The organism is Sphingomonas hylomeconis (assembly GCF_025370105.1).
Classification (GTDB): Bacteria; Pseudomonadota; Alphaproteobacteria; order Sphingomonadales; family Sphingomonadaceae; genus Sphingomonas; species Sphingomonas hylomeconis.
Map to the genome: position 1 here is coordinate 183,426 of NZ_JANQBK010000015.1, position 17,325 is coordinate 200,750.

General features: G+C 65.8%; 16 protein-coding genes. 10 read left to right on the forward strand and 6 right to left on the reverse strand.

Features of this window, described 5'->3' with window-relative positions:
* Positions 1–8: 8 nt before the first annotated feature.
* Entirely contained in the window at positions 9–2,765 is a 2,757-nt protein-coding gene (gene gyrA, locus NV401_RS15930; RefSeq protein ID WP_261295429.1) for a DNA gyrase subunit A, read from the forward strand.
* Positions 2,762–3,115: a DUF952 domain-containing protein gene (locus tag NV401_RS15935; protein WP_261295430.1), complete on the forward strand. Its 354-nt coding sequence runs from the start codon at positions 2,762–2,764 to the stop codon at positions 3,113–3,115. Before gyrA ends, NV401_RS15935 begins: the two co-directional genes overlap by 4 nt.
* A gap of 137 nt (positions 3,116–3,252) precedes the next feature.
* Here the strand turns inward: NV401_RS15935 and NV401_RS15940 are convergent, their stop codons facing one another.
* Positions 3,253–3,684 carry a DUF488 domain-containing protein gene (locus NV401_RS15940; RefSeq protein ID WP_261295431.1) on the reverse strand — a complete coding sequence of 144 codons (432 nt, stop codon included), beginning with the start codon at positions 3,682–3,684 and terminating at the stop codon, positions 3,253–3,255.
* Positions 3,681–4,316: a lysoplasmalogenase gene (locus tag NV401_RS15945; RefSeq protein WP_261295432.1), complete on the reverse strand. Its 636-nt coding sequence runs from the start codon at positions 4,314–4,316 to the stop codon at positions 3,681–3,683. Before NV401_RS15945 ends, NV401_RS15940 begins: the two co-directional genes overlap by 4 nt.
* Positions 4,317–4,551: 235 nt before the next feature.
* Between NV401_RS15945 and NV401_RS15950 the strand changes: the two genes are divergently transcribed.
* The 3 genes from NV401_RS15950 (at position 4,552) to trmFO (ending at position 7,553) form a co-directional block, all read left to right on the forward strand.
* The gene (locus tag NV401_RS15950) at positions 4,552–5,103 is read left to right on the forward strand and encodes a GbsR/MarR family transcriptional regulator (protein WP_261295433.1); all 552 of its coding nucleotides are present in this window, start codon (positions 4,552–4,554) and stop codon (positions 5,101–5,103) included.
* A gap of 115 nt (positions 5,104–5,218) precedes the next feature.
* Positions 5,219–6,250, forward strand: a complete 1,032-nt coding sequence (locus NV401_RS15955) for an SRPBCC family protein (protein ID WP_261295434.1) — start codon at positions 5,219–5,221, stop codon at positions 6,248–6,250.
* Entirely contained in the window at positions 6,240–7,553 is a 1,314-nt protein-coding gene (gene trmFO / locus NV401_RS15960) for a methylenetetrahydrofolate--tRNA-(uracil(54)-C(5))-methyltransferase (FADH(2)-oxidizing) TrmFO (RefSeq protein ID WP_261295435.1), read from the forward strand. Before NV401_RS15955 ends, trmFO begins: the two co-directional genes overlap by 11 nt.
* Positions 7,554–7,556: 3 nt before the next feature.
* Here the strand turns inward: trmFO and NV401_RS15965 are convergent, their stop codons facing one another.
* Positions 7,557–7,997, reverse strand: a complete 441-nt coding sequence (locus tag NV401_RS15965; protein WP_315369775.1) for an EF-hand domain-containing protein — start codon at positions 7,995–7,997, stop codon at positions 7,557–7,559.
* 83 nt (positions 7,998–8,080) lie between these two features.
* Positions 8,081–8,779, reverse strand: a complete 699-nt coding sequence (locus NV401_RS15970) for a squalene/phytoene synthase family protein (protein ID WP_261295437.1) — start codon at positions 8,777–8,779, stop codon at positions 8,081–8,083.
* A 74-nt stretch (positions 8,780–8,853) separates the two neighbouring features.
* Here NV401_RS15970 and NV401_RS15975 point away from each other — a divergent pair, with 74 nt between their 5' ends.
* The 3 genes from NV401_RS15975 to NV401_RS15985 are packed head-to-tail and all read left to right on the forward strand — an operon-like array spanning position 8,854 to position 12,145.
* The gene (locus NV401_RS15975) at positions 8,854–10,782 is read left to right on the forward strand and encodes a Tad domain-containing protein (protein ID WP_261295438.1); all 1,929 of its coding nucleotides are present in this window, start codon (positions 8,854–8,856) and stop codon (positions 10,780–10,782) included.
* Positions 10,779–11,369, forward strand: coding sequence for a TadE/TadG family type IV pilus assembly protein (locus tag NV401_RS15980; protein WP_261295439.1), 591 nt, complete (start codon positions 10,779–10,781; stop codon positions 11,367–11,369). The genes NV401_RS15975 and NV401_RS15980 overlap by 4 nt, the downstream gene beginning before the upstream one ends.
* Complete coding sequence (locus tag NV401_RS15985) at positions 11,366–12,145, forward strand: TadE/TadG family type IV pilus assembly protein (protein ID WP_261295440.1); 780 nt, start codon at positions 11,366–11,368, stop codon at positions 12,143–12,145. The genes NV401_RS15980 and NV401_RS15985 overlap by 4 nt, the downstream gene beginning before the upstream one ends.
* Positions 12,146–12,434: 289 nt before the next feature.
* Here the strand turns inward: NV401_RS15985 and NV401_RS15990 are convergent, their stop codons facing one another.
* Positions 12,435–13,880 carry a pyruvate dehydrogenase complex E1 component subunit beta gene (locus NV401_RS15990; RefSeq protein WP_261295441.1) on the reverse strand — a complete coding sequence of 482 codons (1,446 nt, stop codon included), beginning with the start codon at positions 13,878–13,880 and terminating at the stop codon, positions 12,435–12,437.
* Positions 13,880–14,920 (reverse strand): pyruvate dehydrogenase (acetyl-transferring) E1 component subunit alpha, encoded by a 1,041-nt coding sequence (gene pdhA / locus NV401_RS15995; protein ID WP_261295442.1) that lies wholly within the window; start codon positions 14,918–14,920, stop codon positions 13,880–13,882. Before pdhA ends, NV401_RS15990 begins: the two co-directional genes overlap by 1 nt.
* A 146-nt stretch (positions 14,921–15,066) precedes the next feature.
* Here pdhA and NV401_RS16000 point away from each other — a divergent pair, with 146 nt between their 5' ends.
* On the forward strand, positions 15,067–16,383 hold the full coding sequence (locus tag NV401_RS16000; RefSeq protein WP_261295443.1) for an MFS transporter: 1,317 nt from the start codon (positions 15,067–15,069) through the stop codon (positions 16,381–16,383).
* Positions 16,380–17,300, forward strand: coding sequence for a cysteine synthase A (cysK, locus tag NV401_RS16005; RefSeq protein WP_261295444.1), 921 nt, complete (start codon positions 16,380–16,382; stop codon positions 17,298–17,300). The genes NV401_RS16000 and cysK overlap by 4 nt, the downstream gene beginning before the upstream one ends.
* The last annotated feature ends 25 nt before the right edge of the window (positions 17,301–17,325 follow it).

A 17,325-nucleotide genomic window follows, 5' to 3' on the forward strand; every position in this document is an offset into this window, starting at 1 on the left:
ATAGAAATTTGACCGACGAGACCATCCTCGCCGACCCTTCCGATATCTCGCCGATCTCGATCGTCGACGAGATGCGCTCGAGCTACCTCGATTACGCCATGAGCGTGATCGTCAGCCGCGCGCTCCCGGACGTGCGCGACGGGTTGAAGCCGGTGCATCGCCGCATCCTGTTCGCCAGCCAGGAGGGCGGTTTCGTCCCCGGCCGGCCGTATCGCAAATGCGCCAAGATCGTCGGCGACGTGATGGGCAATTACCATCCGCACGGCGACAGCTCGATCTATATGGCGCTCGCCCGCCTCGCCCAGGATTGGGCGATGCGCGTGATGCTGATGGACGGCCAGGGCAATTTCGGCTCGATGGATCCGGATATGCCGGCCTCGATGCGCTATACCGAGGCGCGGCTGACCAAGGCGGCGATGGCGCTGCTCAGCGACATCGACAAGGATACGGTCGACTTCGCGCCCAATTATGACGGGTCGCGCGAAGAGCCGACCGTGCTGCCGGCGCGCTTCCCCAACATCCTGGTCAACGGCGCGGGCGGCATCGCCGTCGGCATGGCGACCAACATCCCGCCGCACAATCTCGGCGAAGTTGTCGACGCCTGCCTCGCCTATATCGAGAATGGCGAGATCACGATCGACGAGCTGATGGAAATCGTCCCCGGCCCCGATTTCCCGACCGGCGGCATCATCCTCGGCCGCGCCGGTTGCAAGGCGGCGTACAATGAGGGCCGCGGCTCGATCATCGTCCGCTCGCGCCACGTCGTCGAGGAAGGCCGTGGCGACCGGCGCTCGATCGTGCTCACTGAAATCCCCTATCAGACCGGCAAGAACAACCTGGTCGAGAAGATCGCCGAAGCCGCCAAGGACAAGCGGATCGAAGGCGTCAGCGACATTCGCGACGAATCGAACCGCCACGGCGTGCGCATCGTCATCGATCTTAAGCGCGACGCGACCGCCGACGTGGTGCTCAACCAATTGTGGCGCCACACGCCGGCGCAGGGCTCGTTCCCGGCCAATATGCTGGCGATCCGCGGCGGCCGCCCCGAGACGCTCAACCTACGCGACATCATCGAGGCGTTCGTCAAGTTCCGCGAAGAGGTGATCACCCGGCGCTCGAAGTTCGAGCTCGCCAAGGCACGCGAGCGCGCGCATCTGTTGCTCGGCCTGGTCATCGCCGTCACCAATCTCGACGAAGTCGTGCGCATGATCCGCGGTTCGTCCAGCCCCGCCGTCGCCCGGGCGCGACTGCTCGAGAAGAGCTGGCCGATCGCCGAGATCGCGCCGTACATCCGCCTGGTCGAGGCGGTCGAGGACAAGCAGGAAGGCGATGTCTATCGCCTGTCCGAAGCGCAGGTCCGCGCGATCCTCGATCTGCGCCTGCATCGCCTGACCGCCTTGGGGCGTGACGAGATCGGCAACGAGCTGCAGGGCCTGGCGGATTCGATCACCGAACTGCTCGAAATCCTCGCCAATCGCGCCAAGCTCTATGCGGTGATGAAGGAAGAGCTCACCGCCGTGCGCGCCGAATTCGCCACGCCGCGCCTCACCGAGATCGCCGCCGCGGCCGACGGGATCGACGACGAGGATCTGATCGAGCGCGAGGACATGGTCGTCACTGTGACGATGCAGGGCTATATCAAGCGCACCACGCTCGACACGTTCCGCGCCCAGGCGCGCGGCGGCAAGGGCCGCTCAGGCATGAGTACCAAGGACGAGGACGTCGTCACCGAATTGTTCGTGACCAGCACGCACACGCCGGTGCTGTTCTTCTCCACGCACGGGAAAGTCTATCGCAAGAAGGTCTGGCGCCTGCCCGAAGGCGGCGCCGCCACGCGCGGCCGCCCGATGATCAACCTGCTGCCGCTGGCCGAAGGCGAGACGATCTCGACCGTGCTGGCGCTGCCCGAGGACGAGGCGGAATGGGGCAATCTCCACGTCATGTTCGCGACGGCCAAGGGCAATGTCCGCCGCAACTCGATGGATGCCTTCACCAGCGTGCCGACCAACGGCAAGATCGCGATGAAGTTCGAAGGCGATGACGAAGATGATCGCCTGATTGGCGTCGCTTTGCTCAGCGAAGGCGACGACGTGCTGCTGGCCACCCGCGCCGGCAAGGCGATCCGCTTCGCCAGCACCGACGTCCGCGAATTCCAGAGCCGCAACTCTACCGGCGTGCGCGGCATGACGCTCAAGGGCGACGACAAGGTCATCTCGCTGTCGATCCTGCACCGCGTCGATGCGAGCCCGCAGGAGCGCGAGAATTACCTCAAGTTCGCGCCGTGGAAGGCCGAGCGCGAAGGCGCGCCGGACGATCAGGAATTGTTCGACCAGATGGTCAAGGCGGAGCAGTTCATCCTCACCGTCTGCGCCAACGGCTATGGTAAATTGTCCAGCGCCTATGACTACCGCCGCACCAATCGCGGTGGCCAGGGCATCACCAATATCGACAATATCGCGCGCAACGGCCCCGTCGTGGCGAGCTTCGCGGCGGCCAAGGGGCATCAGCTGATGCTGGTCACCGATCAGGCCAAGCTGATCCGCACGACGCTTGGGTCTCTGCGCGTGATCAGCCGCAATTCGGCCGGCGTGAAGCTGTTCGATGTCGGCAAGAACGAGCATGTCGTCTCCGCCGCGCGGATCGAGGAGACCGAGGGCGACGCGGAAATGGACGTCCGCGGCCCCGAGGATGCGCCGCAGATCGCGCCGAGCGACGATGCCAATACCGCGGACGACAGCGCCGCCGGCCCGGAGAATGGCGAATGAGCGAGCTGCCGAACCTCGCCTACAAGGTACTGACCGCGGAACAGATGGCGGCGCTGGAGGCGGACGGCACGTTCGCCGGCGCGCCGGTCGATCTGGCCGACGGCTATGTCCACCTGTCGACCTGCGAGCAGCTGACCGAAACGGTCGACAAGCATTTCGCCGGCCAGGAAAATCTGCACGTCGCGGCGGTCGATCTCGGCAGCTTCGGTGGCTCGCTCAAATGGGAAGAATCGCGCGGCGGCCAGCTGTTTCCGCATCTCTACGGCCCGCTGCTGCTGGAGACGGTGATCGCCTACGGCCCGCTCGAGCGGCTCGCCGATGGCACGGTCAAGCTGCCCGTCGCGGGCTGAGCTGCGCTCACTCCAGCCGTCATCCCGGACTTGGTACGGGATCCATCGCGCGGCAGGCTCTGCAAGCGATCGCGGCACGTTGGCCCAGCGGCTTGTTGGATCCCGGATCAGGTCCGGGATGACGGGGTGGGGCAACCTTACGTGTACAAATCCACCACGTCCGCCCCCTGCCCCACCGCCTGCAGCAGCAACGTACGATGGCAGTGGCAAGGATCGCGCTCGAAACACAATAACGCTGACGGCATCTCGCGCGCCAAGTCGAGCATCTGCGCCGCCTGTACCTGCGCCTCGGGCAGTTCCAGCTGTTCCGCATAGACGGCGGTCAGCGTCGCGACGTCACCCTTCTTCGCCGCGTCACGCCCGGGCTTGGGCGTGCCCAGCGCCTTGAGATGGACATAGCCGATTCCCGCCTCGAACAGCGACGCGGCCAGCGACGTCTTCGAAAAGCCCGGCCGCCGCGACAGCGGCAGCGCGCGCACGTCGATCACGCGCTTCACCCCCGCCTTGGTCAGCGCGGCAAGGAAATCGGCCATCGTCGTGGCCTCGTAGCCGATCGTATAGACTTTCATGCGGCCGAGATGGTGGCCCCGCCCTGCCACCGCAATGCGTGCGCCACGCCGATCGCCACTAGCGCCTGCCCGGCAAAATAGCTCGGCCAGATCACCAGCCCCGGCAGCGTCGAATCCGCCAGCGGCCCGAGCGACGCGAAGATCATCAGATCGGAACAGGCGAACGACACCGCGCCGAGCGCGGCAATCGGAAACCGGCTGGCGATCGCGCTCCCCGCCATGCCGCCGAGACCCAGCGCGTAGAGCGCCACGCCGTGATCGTTGGTGAAGGAGAAGGCGAGGCCCGACACCGTCAGCGCAACGCCGATCGCCGCTGCTACGGCGAAACCACCGCGCATCCGCCCATTGCCGAGATACAGTGCGATCGCGATCAGGTGCCCGGCCAGGAACGCCGCCCCGCCGATCGCCATGCCCGACGTTTCCAGCAGCACGTCGCCCAGCGCGCCGAATGCGAGCACGCCGACCAGCAGCCAGCCACGCGCGTCGCGCGCCTGCAGCGCCGCCCACACCGCCAGCAGCGCCACGCCCAGCGCCTTCCACGCCACCCACCACGCCGCATCCGGCGCACGCGGCACGAAATAGAAGGAAATGCCGGCCAGCAGCGCGGCGACGAGGATCAGACGGCGGATCATCTGCGCAGGCTAGCGCGTCATTGGCGGGTACGCGACTCCCGCCAAACCCCGTCATCCCGGACTTGATCCGGGATCCAACGCGCCGCACGCGCGTCGCGCGATCTGCGAGCGCCCGCGAACCGCTTGATGGATCCCGGATCAAGTCCGGGATGACGGCAGGATGGACCGTGGGTTGAGCACGTTGACACCAACATCGACTCCGGTTATTTCTGAAATAACAGAAACGGAAGAACCTATGAAGCTCTACGATCATCCCGACGTCAAAGCCTTCGTGCTCCATTGGGGCGAGATGGGCACGCATTGGGGCGTCGCGCGCTCGGTCGCGCAGATCCATGCCCTGCTCTATCTCAGCAAGGATCCGCTCAACGCCGAGGAAATCGTCGAGACGCTCGGCCTCGCGCGCTCCAACGTCTCCACCGGGCTCAAGGAACTGCAGGGCTATGCCATCGTCCGCCGCGTCCATGTCGAGGGGGATCGGCGCGATCATTTCACCGCCGAGACCGATTTGTGGGACATGCTCATGCGCATCGCCGCCGAGCGCAAGCGCCGCGAGATCGACCCGACGATCGTGCTGATGAACGAGCTCGCCCAGCGCCTTGCCAAGGACGACACCGCCCCCGCGCATGTCCGCGAGCGGATCGGGCGGATGCACGAATTCCTCTCCACGCTCGGCACCTGGTACGATCAGGTGCGCGTGCTGCCCAAATCGACCCTCATCACGCTGATGAAGCTGGGCGGCAGCGTCGCCCGCTTCATTCCCGGCCGCAAGGCCAAGCCGCAGGATTGAGGAGATCGACGCGATGGACCGCCCGCCTTAGCCGCGCCTGACACTTTCTGCATTTTCTGAAATATTTGAACGGGCCTTGGCGCGAGCGTCGCCGGCTGCCTGTTGGAGGACGGCCATGGAAGACAGCACCGAAACCTATCAAAGGCGGCCCGCCGTCCTGCGAATCGCGCTGGCTGTTGCCGCTGCGCTGAGCTTCGCGCTCGGCGTCTATTTCCTGCTCGAGGCGCTGCGTCCGGAAAGCGGGCTGATCAGTTTCTCCTTCCTGCTCGTCCTGCCGGCCGCAGTGTGCGCCTTCGTCTGCTATGTCGCCGATCCCTATGCGGAGCGCACGCACGGCTTCTATCTCAAGGTTCCGCAATGGCTGTTGCTGGTCGTCATCATCGCCTCGCTGTTCGTGCTGCGCGAGGGCGTGATCTGCATCATCATGCTGTCGCCACTGTGGATATTGAGCGGGCTGATCGGCGCGCACGTCACCTACAAGCTTCGCCGGCGCAATCCGGACCAGGATGGCCGCGCCTATTGCGCCGCGCTGGTCCTGCTGCCGCTGCTGTCAATGCAGATCGAGCCGATGATCCCGCTGCCGGTGGAGACCAAGACGGTCACGCGCAGCATCGTGGTCGAGGCCAGCCCGGCGCAGATCTGGCCGCTGCTGCGCGGCATTCCCGATGTCCGCCCCGGCGAAGGTGCGTGGAACGTATCGCAGGACGTGATCGGTATTCCCCGCCCGATCGGCGCGCGGCTGGTCGGCACGGGGATCGGTGCGGATCGCCATGCCGATTGGGGCCAGCGCATCAAATTTCGCGAGCGCATCACCGAATGGCAGCCCGGACGCCGCCTCGGCTGGCGCTTCATCTTCGACGACATCGCCGGCTGGGGCTATACCGATCGCCACCTGATGCCCGACAGCCCCTATTTCACGGTGACGACCGGCGGCTATACGATGCAGCCGCTCGGCGCCAACCGCACCCGCGTCACGCTCGACACGAGCTATCGCATCCAGACCCCGGTCAATCTCTATTCCGAGCTGTGGGGCCAGTTGTTCCTCGGCGACCTGGAAAACAATCTGCTCAGTCTGGTCAAGCAGCGGGCCGAGCGGGGGGTTGGCGAAAACGTCCGCAAGGCGCTAACGCAGCCGCATGACACATGACATTCACATCATCGGCGGCGGGCTCGCCGGGTCGGAAGCGGCGTGGCAGCTCGCCGAGGCAGGATTCAAGGTTCGTCTCTCGGAAATGCGCGGCAGCGGCGAGAAGACCCCCGCGCACCACACCGATGGCCTGGCCGAACTGGTCTGCTCGAACAGCTTCCGCTCGGACGACGCGACGAGCAATGCGGTCGGGCTGATCCATCAGGAAATGCGCACGATGGGCTCGCTGATCATGCGCGAGGGCGACATCCACAAGGTGCCGGCGGGCTCCGCGCTGGCGGTCGATCGCGACGGTTTCTCCGAAGGCGTCACGCGCGCGATCGAGGGCCATGCCAACATCAATGTGGTGCGCGAGCGCGTCGACACGATCCCCGACGGCCCGGTGATCATCGCCACCGGCCCGCTCACCGCCGCACCGCTCGCCGCCAGCATCGGCGCGGCGACCGGCGCCGATGCGCTGGCTTTCTTCGATGCGATCGCGCCGATCGTCCATTTCGACAGCATCGACATGGACACCGCCTGGTTCCAGTCGCGCTGGAACAAGGGAGAGGGCAAGGATTACATCAACTGCGCGATGAACCAGGAACAGTATCTCGCCTTCCACGCGGGGCTGATCGAGGGCGAGAAGACCGAGTTCAAGGAATGGGAGAAGGACACGCCCTATTTCGAGGGCTGCATGCCGATCGAGGTCGCCGCATCGCGCGGCGTCGATACGCTGCGCTACGGGCCGATGAAGCCGGTCGGGCTGGATGATCCGGTCACCGGGCGCTGGCCCTATGCCGTCGTCCAGCTGCGCCAGGACAATGCCTCCGGCACGCTGTGGAACATCGTCGGCTTCCAGACCAAGCTGAAGCATGCCGAACAGGTACGGCTGTTCCGCACCATCCCGGGGCTCGAAAATGCCGAGTTCGCGCGGCTGGGCGGGCTGCATCGCAACACGTTCATTCGCTCGCCCGAACTGCTCGATCCCACGCTGCGGCTGAAATCCATGCCCAACGTCCGCTTCGCCGGGCAGATCACCGGCTGCGAGGGCTATATCGAGAGTGCCGCGATCGGGCTCATCGCCGGGCGCTTCGCCGCCGCCGAGCTCCGCGGCGAGACGCTGGCGCCGCCGCCGGTCGCCACCGCGCTTGGCGCGCTGCTGCACCATATCACCGGTGCTGCCGTGGCCGACACCTATCAGCCGATGAACGTCAATTTCGGGCTGTTCCCGCCGATCCCCGGCCGGACCAAGAAGGCCGATCGCAAGAAGATGTACACCGACCGCGCGCGCGATGCGCTGGGGGAATGGCTCGCGGCCTGACGCCTAGCCTTCCTCTTCCTCCCGCCCCGCCGGCGCCCCCGCCGGCGGGCATTTCACCCGCACCGGCGCCTTGCGCTTCGGCGCCGTCGCGACGAACTCCGCCGCGGTCATGCTCCCGGACTTGTCCGTATCGGCGGCGGCGAACTTGTCGGTGGTCTTCACCGCCCATTCGTCGAACGACAGCCGCCCGTCCTTGTCGAGATCCAGCCGGGCATAGGCCTTGCGCCGGCTGGCGAGATATTCGTCGCGCGTGATCAGCGCGTTGCGATCCTTGTCGTAGCGGTTGAAACGCTTCTGCTCGCGCGTCCTGGGGGTCGCCTCGGGCACCGTCTCCGGCAGTGCCCGCGGCTCGGCCTCCTGTCCCACCACCGGCGCCGCGCGCAGCGGCGACAATGACCGCGCCGGCGTCCTGAACAGCATGACGCCGGCTGCAATCAGCAGCATGGTCGCGACTCCGCCCGCCAGATACCGCCACATATCCGTTCCCCCTCGCCCGAGAATACCGCCTTTCCGGCGCCGGCGAAACCCTATCGCCCGGTCAGCCGGTGCCGCAGCAGGCGCCACACGCGCGCCGGCGCGGCCGGCCGGATCGGCGCGCCGGCGGGCGCTGCGAGATCGAGCCGCGCAAGATGCGCCAGTGCCCCAAGGGTCCGCGCCCCGCGGCTCCACCGCACCGCCGTCGCTGCTTCGAGCGGCGCCGCCGCCAGACCGCGCGCACGCGCCGCGACCGCGGCATCGCTGACGTGTCGCGCCAGATCCGCCAGCGCCCAGCCGCGCCCGGCCGGCGCGACCGGATCGCCCGGCACCGCCCCCAGCACCGTCCCCGCCGCACCGAACAGGATCACACCGCGCTGCGCAAAGGCATCCAGCACGCCGGCGTCCGGCGCCTCGCCGTCGAGCAGCACCTCCCACGCATCGATCATCCCCGCCAGCCGCGTGCCGCTCACGCCGCGCGGCAGCACGTGCCGCGCCAGCGCCTGCAGCACCGGCTCGGCCGGCGCGTCCTCCGCGTCGAGCTTGCCCAGCGCCTCATGCCACCAGGTCAGCCGCATCTGCCCGATCATCGGCTCGCGCGTCGTGCGCAGGATCCGCCCGAGCAGATCGTCGAGCGCGAACAATGCCGCCACCCCAGCGCGCACGTCAGCCCGCGCATAGGATAGTGCCAGCGCGCGCTCCGGATCTGCTGCTGCGCCGCGCGCCCCGATGCCTATCGGCGCGTTAACCATGTCGCTTGACCCATCCTTTGATCCTCATCGCCTAGCATACGCTTTGGAAACCATTTGGCGTGCATTCAACCGACATGCGGGATCAAGACGGGCAGCGCGCGTTGCCGAGCACTTTTCTGGGGCGGCTGCGGCGCGACCGGCGCGGCAACACGCTCGCCATGATGGCGGCGTTCCTGCTGCCGATCTGCGCGCTCGCCGGTTCGGCGATCGATATGGCGCGTCTGTACGTCGTCAAGGTGCGGCTGCAGCAGGCCTGCGATGCCGGCGCGCTGGCCGGGCGCAAGTTCATGACGAGCAGCGCGGCGACCACGCTCGATACCACCGCGGCCGCGCGCGCGCAGACCTTCTTCGCCAACAATTTCGAATCCAACTGGATGAAGACGAGCTCGGTCGTGTTTACGCCGACCAAGACCGCCGATCAGCAGGTCGCCGGCACCGCCAGCGCGGTCGTGCCGATGACGATCATGAAGATGTTCGGCCAGGGCAATCAGACGCTGTCCGTGACGTGCGAGGCGCGCTTCGACGTCGCCGACACCGATATCGTGTTCGTGCTCGATACGACCGGGTCGATGGCCTGCAGGCCGGAGGACAATGATACCGCGTGCAGCAATTCGCTCGCCGACGCCGTCACCTATACCCGCCCGTCGTCGAACAAGAGCGCGGTCGCTGGTTACGCCGGATCGACCGGCTACCGCGTGCCTGAAAAGACCAATGGCAGCGGCGTGAACATCTCGCGCATCCAGGCGCTGCGCACCGCAGTGATCGATTTCTACAACACGATCGATGAGAACGTCGATAGCTCCACGCATGTCCGCTACGGCTTCGTCACCTATTCCTCGATGGTCAACGCCGGCAAGGCAGTGATGGAAGTGGGGGCGGACAATATCATCGGCGGCTCGGGCAGCGGCAGCTGGACGTACCAGTCGCGCATCGTGAACGATGATTATACGATCTCGAACGGCAGTTGGACGGATCTGTCCCCGACGAGGAACCAGACGCAATGCAACGCGCTGCCGACGACACGCGATCCCGCCACCGCCTTGACCTACGACGCCACGGGCCGGGCGATCCGGACCGAATATCGATGGACCACCAGCGGCACCGATCGCTGCCAGTATCGTAATTCCACGCTCGGCCCGCAGTGGAAATACCAGCCACAGAGCTGGCCGGTCGGCCCCTATGTCGGCGGCGGCACGATCGCCGATCCCACCAGCGTCACTGGCGGGACGACGCGGTGGATGGGCTGTCTTGAGGAACGCGACACGACCGCCGGCGCGAGCACGTTCGACAATGACAATCTGCCGGCCGATCTCGATCCCGATCTGCCCGGCACCACCAACGCCACGCGCTGGCGCCCCTATTGGCCCGACGTCGAATATGTCCGCCCGACCCACAACGCCTATCCGCTTTCGAACGGCGAGAGCTCGACCTATCAAAGCTATATGGATCCCGATCGGCTGATCCTGGGCAAGAACGGCTGTGCCAAGCCGATCCGGCGGCTGGACGAAATGAGCGCGGCGGATGTCAGCGCCTTCGTCAGCGCATCGGATTTCGTGCCGCTCGGTGGCACCTATCACGATATCGGCATGATCTGGGGCGTGCGCCTGATCTCGCCGAACGGCATCTTTGCTGCCGACACCGCGGCATGGCCGGGGCGCCAGCAGCCCAAGCGCATCATCGTGTTCATGACCGACGGCGCGATGTCCCCCTCCACCGACGCGTACAGCATGTACGGTGTCGAGCAGCTCGATCGCCGCGTTACCAACGGTGCGACCAACAACCGCACTACCTATCACAATGCCCGCTTCCTGGCGGAATGCACCAAGGCCAAATCGATGAACATCGATGTCTGGACGATCGCCATCGCGCCCGACGAGGATGACAATCTCACCGCCTGCGCGACGGTTGCCACACAGGCCTTCCACACGACATCCGGGACCGGCCTGTCCGATGCCTTCAAGGCGATCGCCAAGCAGGTCGCGATGCTGCGGATTTCCAAGTGAGCCGCCGGCTGCTTCAGCTTCTGCGCAGCGATCAGCGCGGCAACACGGTGATCGAATTCGCCATCGTCGCCCCGGTCATGCTGATGCTGATGATGGGTCTGGGCGATCTGCTGCACCAGGCCTATGCGCAATCGGTGCTGAGCGGCGCGATCGAGAAGGCGGCGCGCGATTCCGCAATCCAGGGCGGCGCCAACCAGACGACGCAACTCGATGCCGGCGTGCTGGCGGTGGTCGGCAAGGTTGTGAAGAACTATACCTATGTCTCTACCCGCAAATCCTATGCCAGCTTCTCGCTGGTCAAGGCCGAGAAGTTTACCGACACCAACAATAACGGCGTTCGGGACGCGAAGGAATGTTTCGACGACGTCAACGCCAACGGCATATGGGATGCCGATCCCGGCAAGACCGGCCAGGGCGGCGCCAATGATGTCGCGCTCTATTCAATGAGCATCACCTATACGCGCATCTTCCCGGTCGCGCGGCTGCTCGGCTTTTCGGCAACGCAGACGATCGCCGCGCAGACGCTGCTCAAGAACCAGCCTTATGCCACACAGGCCGTTCCCACGATCCCATCGGTGTGCACATGATGTTCCGGACGACCGCCAGCGCCTTTTTGCGCCGCTTGCGCCGCGATCGCAGCGGCCTTGCGCTGCTCGAATTCGCCTACACTTTGCCGATCGTGATGGGCATCGGACTGTACGGTGTGGAGACGGCCAATCTCGCGCTGATGAACATGCGCGTCAGCCAGGCCGCACTCAATCTCGCCGACAATGCCTCGCGAGTCGGCGATAATTCGGGACTGGTGCTGCAGCAGCTGCGCGAGGTGGACATCAACGACGTGCTCGCGCAGGTCCGCGTGCAGACCAAAGGGTGGGAGCTGACCACGCGCGGCCGCGTCACGCTTTCCAGTCTCGAAGCCAACGCCAGCGGCGCGCAAGTAATCCACTGGCAGCGCTGCATCGGCCTGAAGAGCGGGACGGGCTACGATTCCAGCTATGGCCGGACGCGGATCAGCGGCTCGACGCCCGCCCCCGCAGACGGCACCGCGCCCTATGATCCGACGGCCGGCGTCAACACCGCCAGCACCGGCGACAATTCCGCCACCCATCCCGGCAGCAGCACCACGGGCATGGGCGAAACCGGCGCCAAGGTCACCGCGCCGCCGAGTTCGGGCGTGATGTTCGTCGAGATCAATTATGATTACAAACCGGTCGTCACCGGCGCGTGGCTGCCCGGCGGCGCCGCCAAGCTGAAATACATCGCGTCGTTCATCGTCCGCGACAAACGCGATTTCACGCAGATCTACAATCCCGTCACCTCGCCGGTCACGCCGCGCTCGACCTGCAATCTCTACACCAGCTGAGCTGCAGGGGTACGCCCCGACAACACCGTCATCCTGACGAAAGTCAGGATCCATCGCACCCCACGGACGATCGCTTCTGCGGCGCGATGGCCGCTGAGCAAAACCGGCGTCAATGACTTTGCGCTACGTACACCCGTGTTCTCCCGCGAATGCGGGAGCCCAGGGTACCAAAGATCACTGCTTGTGGCCCTGGCCCCCCGCTTTCGCGGGGGAACAGGAAACACAGGATCGGACGGCATAATCGCCAACCCAGTGCCGTGTGACGGCAGTCCGGTTCGCGCGCGATCGGCTACAGAATCTTCTGCACCGTGGCGACGATCTTCGCCGAACTGAGCAGCGCCAGCTTCTCGAGGTTCGCCGCATAAGGCAGCGGCACGTCTTCGTTCGCCACGCGCAGCACCGGCGCGTCGAGATCGTCGAAGCCCTCTTCCATGCAGATCGAGACGATTTCCGACGCGATCGAGCAGGTCGCCCAGCCTTCTTCCGCGACCACCAGCCGGTTGGTCTTCTTCAGGCTCTTGAGCACCGCCGCCTTGTCCAGCGGGCGCAGCGTGCGCAGATCGATGACCTCGGCTTCCACGCCCTGCTTGGCCAGTTCCTCGGCCGCCTCGAGCGCCAGGCCGACGCCGATCGAATAGCTGACGATCGTCACGTCGCTGCCCTCGCGCATGATCCGCGCCTTGCCGATCGGCAGCACGTAATCGTCGAGCTTGGGCACTTCGAAGGTGCGGCCGTAGAGCAGTTCGTTTTCCAGGAACACGACCGGATCCTGGCTGCGGATCGCGGCTTTCAGCAGCCCCTTGGCATCGGCCGCGTCATACGGCGCGATGACGATCAGCCCGGGGACGCTGGCATACCAGGGCCCGTAATTCTGGCTGTGCTGCGCGCCGACGCGGCTGGCGGCGCCGTTGGGGCCACGGAACACGATCGGGCAGCGCATCTGCCCGCCGGACATGTAATTGGTCTTGGCAGCAGAGTTCACGATATGATCGATCGCCTGCATCGCGAAGTTGAACGTCATGAATTCGACGATCGGGCGGAGACCGCCCATGGCGGCACCGGTGCCGACGCCGGCAAAGCCGTATTCGGTGATCGGCGTGTCGATCACGCGCTTGTCGCCGAATTCCTCCAGCAACCCCTGCGTGACCTTGTACGCGCCCTGATATTCGGCGACTTCCTCGCCCATCACGAACACGCGGTCGTCTTGGCGCATTTCCTCGGCCATCGCGTCGCGCAGCGCTTCGCGCAGCGTCAGCTTGACCATCTCGGTGCCCTCGGGGAGCGCCGGATCGGCGATTTCGGCGCCATGCTTCGACGCTTCGAACAATTGCTGCGCGCCGCTTTCCACCTTGGTCGGCGTGGTGCCTTCCGGCTGGTTCGCGGCCTGGTCGGCCGGCTGCTCTTCCTTGGGCTGCGCGTTGGCGGAATCTCCGGCGCGCTCTTCTATCTTGGCCGCATCGTCGGTCGTGGGCGCTTCGGCCGACGCATCCTCGCCCTCGGCAATCAGCGTCGCGATGACGGTGCCGACCTTCACATTGTCGCTACCCTCGGCGATCAGGATCTTGCCGATCGTGCCTTCGTCGACCGCCTCGAATTCCATCGTCGCCTTGTCGGTCTCGATCTCGGCCATGATGTCGCCGGATTTGACGGTGTCGCCTTCCTTGACCAGCCATTTGGCAAGCGTGCCTTCCTCCATCGTCGGGGAAAGCGCGGGCATTTTGATTTCGATCGCCATCAGTAGGTTTCCACCAGCACGTCGGTATACAGTTCGGAGGCGTCCGGCTCGGGCGCGGTCTCGGCAAAGTCGGCAGCGTCGTTGACCTGGCGACGGATCTCCTGGTCGATCACCTTGAGATCGGCCTCGGTCACGCCTTCGGCCTCGAGCAGCTTCTTGCAATGCTCGATCGGGTCGGACTTGTCGCGCACCGCCTGCACTTCCTCGCGCGAGCGGTATTTCGCCGGATCGGACATCGAATGGCCGCGATAGCGATAGGTCTTCATCTCGAGGATGATCGGCCCCTTGCCGGCGCGCACCCAGGCGAGCGCTTCCTCCGCCGCGCCGCGTGCCGCGAGCACGTCCATGCCGTCGATCTGGATGCCGGGAATGCGGAACGATTCGCCGCGGCGATACAGCTGGTCCTCGGCCGACGAGCGATTGACGCTGGTGCCCATGGCGTACTGGTTGTTCTCGATCACGTAGATCACCGGCAGCTTCCACAGCTCGGCCATGTTGAAGCTCTCATAGACCTGGCCCTGGTTCGACGCACCGTCGCCGAAATAGGCCAGACACACGCCGCCATCGCCCTTATACTTGTGGCTGAAGCCGAGGCCGGTGCCGAGCGACACCTGTGCGCCGACGATGCCGTGCCCGCCATAGAATTTATGCTCGACGCTGAACATGTGCATCGAGCCGCCCTTGCCCTTGGAGATGCCGGCCTGGCGCCCGGTCAGCTCCGCCATCACGTCGCGCGGCGGGATCCCGCACAGCAGCATATGGCCGTGATCGCGATAGCCGGTGATCACGCTGTCCTTGTCCGACAGCGCCGACTGCAGCCCGACCGCGACCGCTTCCTGCCCGATATACAGATGGCAGAAGCCGCCGATCAGGCCCAGGCCGTAGAGCTGACCGGCCTTTTCCTCGAAGCGGCGGATCAGCAGCATCTGGCGATAGAATTCGAGCAGTTCGTCTTTCGACGCCTGGTAGAGCTGTGGCTCGGCGGGTCGCTCGCGGTTTGGCGCGGGCGGGTCGATCGTGCGGGCGGGGGCTTTGGCCACGTGTGGAACCTCGTTTCCTTGGGGAGGAGCGCGCGTATAAGCGCGTTTCGCTCGCGACATCAATCGTTGGGCGTCATCAGAAGTTTCACCGCGACAAGCAATCCCTGATTGCCCCGCCCGCCGCGGCCCGCGTACAGCCCTGCGTAATGGACATCGCCTCCCGCCCGCCCACGCACCCTTTGGGCATCGCCAATTTCCGCGCTTACTGGGTCGCGCGCCTGGCGATGACGATCGCGCAGAACGCGATGATCATCGTCGTCGGCTGGCAGGTCTATACGATCGCCCGCGCCACCATGACGGTGCCGCAGGCCGCCGCGCAGCTCGGGCTGATCGGGCTGCTGCAGTTCCTGCCGCTGTTCCTCAGCACGCCGATCACCGGCTATGTCGCCGATCGCTTCGACCGCCGCTGGATCGCACGCATCACCGTCTCGCTGCAGCTCGCCTGCGCGCTGATCCTCGCCGTCTCGACCTATGAAGGCTGGATCTCGCTGCCGGTGCTGTTCTCGGTCGCGATGCTGCTCGGCCTGGCGCGCGCCTTCGCCGGCCCTGCGTTCGGCGCGCTCGCGCCCAATCTCGTCCCGCGCGAGGTGCTGCCGACCGCGATCGCTCTGTCCTCCATCTCCTGGCAGGTCGGCACGATCATCGGCCCGGCGGTGGGCGGGTTCGCCTATGCGCATACCGCCACGCATTCCGGCGCCTATTGGCTGTCGTCCGCGCTGTTCGGCATCGCGCTTGCCTGCCTGCTGCTGATCGGCAAGGTCGCGCAGCCGCCGCGTTCCACCGCGCGACCGATCAAGCAGATCATCGACGGGCTGAAATATGTCGGCGAGAACAAGCTGGTGCTCGGCACGATCACGCTCGATCTGTTCGCCGTGTTCCTCGCCGGGACCAACGCATTGCTGCCGATCTACGCCAACGACATCTTTAAGGTCGGCGCGGCGGGGCTTAGCTGGCTCGCCGCCGCGCCCGCCGTCGGCGCCGCGCTCATCGCGATCATCTTCTCGTTCCGCCCGCTCAAGACCAATGTCGGCCCCAAGATGCTGGTCTCGGTGCTGATCTATGGGACCGCGACCGTGATATTCGGCATCGCGCACCTGATCGTCCCCGCCCATGCCTTCGCGGTCGCGGTCGGCGCGCTCGCGGTGGCCGGCGGCGCGGACATGTTCTCGGTCTATATCCGCCAGTCGTTGATCCAGCTCTACACGCCGGACGAGATGCGCGGCCGCGTCGGCGCGGTCTCGCAGCTGACCATTTCCGCGTCCAACGAACTGGGCGAGGCCGAATCCGGCTTCCTCGCCTCGGCCTTCGGCCCGGTCGGCGCGGTGCTGATCGGCGGCGGCGGCGCGATTGTAGTCACCATCCTGTGGACCTATCTGTTCCCCAGCATCAGGCGTGCCAAGACGTTCGATCCGCCAACCAGCCGGCAGGATGCCGCAGACAAAGAGATGGAGGCAGTATCATGAAGGCCAACACGATCCTCGATACGATCGGCAAGACCCCGCACATCCGCATGCAGCGCCTGTTTCCGGGCAACGAGGTGTGGATCAAGTCGGAGCGTTCCAATCCCGGCGGCTCGATCAAGGACCGCATCGCGCTGGCCATGATCGAGGCAGCCGAAGCCTCCGGCGAATTGCAGCCCGGCGGCACGATCATCGAGCCGACCAGCGGCAATACCGGCGTCGGCCTGGCGATGGTCGCCGCGGTCAAGGGCTACAAGCTCGTGCTCGTCATGCCCGAGAGCATGTCGATCGAGCGCCGTCGCCTGATGCTCGCCTACGGCGCGACGTTCGATCTCACCCCGCGTGAAAAGGGCATGAAGGGCGCGATCGAGCGCGCGCTCGAGCTGATCGCGCAGACGCCGAACAGCTGGATGCCGCAGCAGTTCGAAAATCCCGCCAATATCGAGGTGCATGTGCGCACCACCGCGCAGGAGATCCTCGCCGATTTCGCCGACACGCCGATCGACGTGATCATCACCGGCGTCGGCACCGGCGGCCACATCACCGGCGTCGCCGAAACGCTCAAGAAATCCTGGCCGAACCTCAAAGTCTATGCGGTCGAGCCGGCCGCCTCGCCGGTCATCGCCGGCGGCCAGCCCGGGCCGCACCCGATCCAGGGGATCGGCGCGGGCTTCGTGCCGGCCAATCTGCACACCCAGTCGATCGACGGCTCGATCCAGGTCGACGCCGCCGTCGCCAAGGATATGGCGCGCCGCGCCGCGACCGAGGAGGGCATGCTGGTCGGGATCAGCTCGGGCGCCACGCTCGCCGCGATCCTGCAGAAGCTGCCCGATCTGCCCGACGACGTCCGTGTGCTCGGCTTCAACTACGATACCGGCGAACGCTATCTGTCGGTGCCCGATTTCTTGCCCGAAAGCTGATCGTCACCTGGCCCCGGGGGGGGCC

Coding starts and splice junctions, on each gene's coding strand:
- NV401_RS15935 (WP_261295430.1), top strand. CDS start 2,762: ATGAGCGAGCTGCCGAACCTCGCCTACAAGGTACTGACCGCGGAACAG.
- NV401_RS15940 (WP_261295431.1), bottom strand. CDS start 3,684: ATGAAAGTCTATACGATCGGCTACGAGGCCACGACGATGGCCGATTTC.
- NV401_RS15945 (WP_261295432.1), bottom strand. CDS start 4,316: ATGATCCGCCGTCTGATCCTCGTCGCCGCGCTGCTGGCCGGCATTTCC.
- NV401_RS15950 (WP_261295433.1), top strand. CDS start 4,552: ATGAAGCTCTACGATCATCCCGACGTCAAAGCCTTCGTGCTCCATTGG.
- NV401_RS15955 (WP_261295434.1), top strand. CDS start 5,219: ATGGAAGACAGCACCGAAACCTATCAAAGGCGGCCCGCCGTCCTGCGA.
- trmFO (WP_261295435.1), top strand. CDS start 6,240: ATGACACATGACATTCACATCATCGGCGGCGGGCTCGCCGGGTCGGAA.
- NV401_RS15965 (WP_315369775.1), bottom strand. CDS start 7,997: ATGCTGCTGATTGCAGCCGGCGTCATGCTGTTCAGGACGCCGGCGCGG.
- NV401_RS15970 (WP_261295437.1), bottom strand. CDS start 8,779: ATGGTTAACGCGCCGATAGGCATCGGGGCGCGCGGCGCAGCAGCAGAT.
- NV401_RS15975 (WP_261295438.1), top strand. CDS start 8,854: ATGCGGGATCAAGACGGGCAGCGCGCGTTGCCGAGCACTTTTCTGGGG.
- NV401_RS15985 (WP_261295440.1), top strand. CDS start 11,366: ATGATGTTCCGGACGACCGCCAGCGCCTTTTTGCGCCGCTTGCGCCGC.
- NV401_RS15990 (WP_261295441.1), bottom strand. CDS start 13,880: ATGGCGATCGAAATCAAAATGCCCGCGCTTTCCCCGACGATGGAGGAA.
- NV401_RS16000 (WP_261295443.1), top strand. CDS start 15,067: ATGGACATCGCCTCCCGCCCGCCCACGCACCCTTTGGGCATCGCCAAT.
- cysK (WP_261295444.1), top strand. CDS start 16,380: ATGAAGGCCAACACGATCCTCGATACGATCGGCAAGACCCCGCACATC.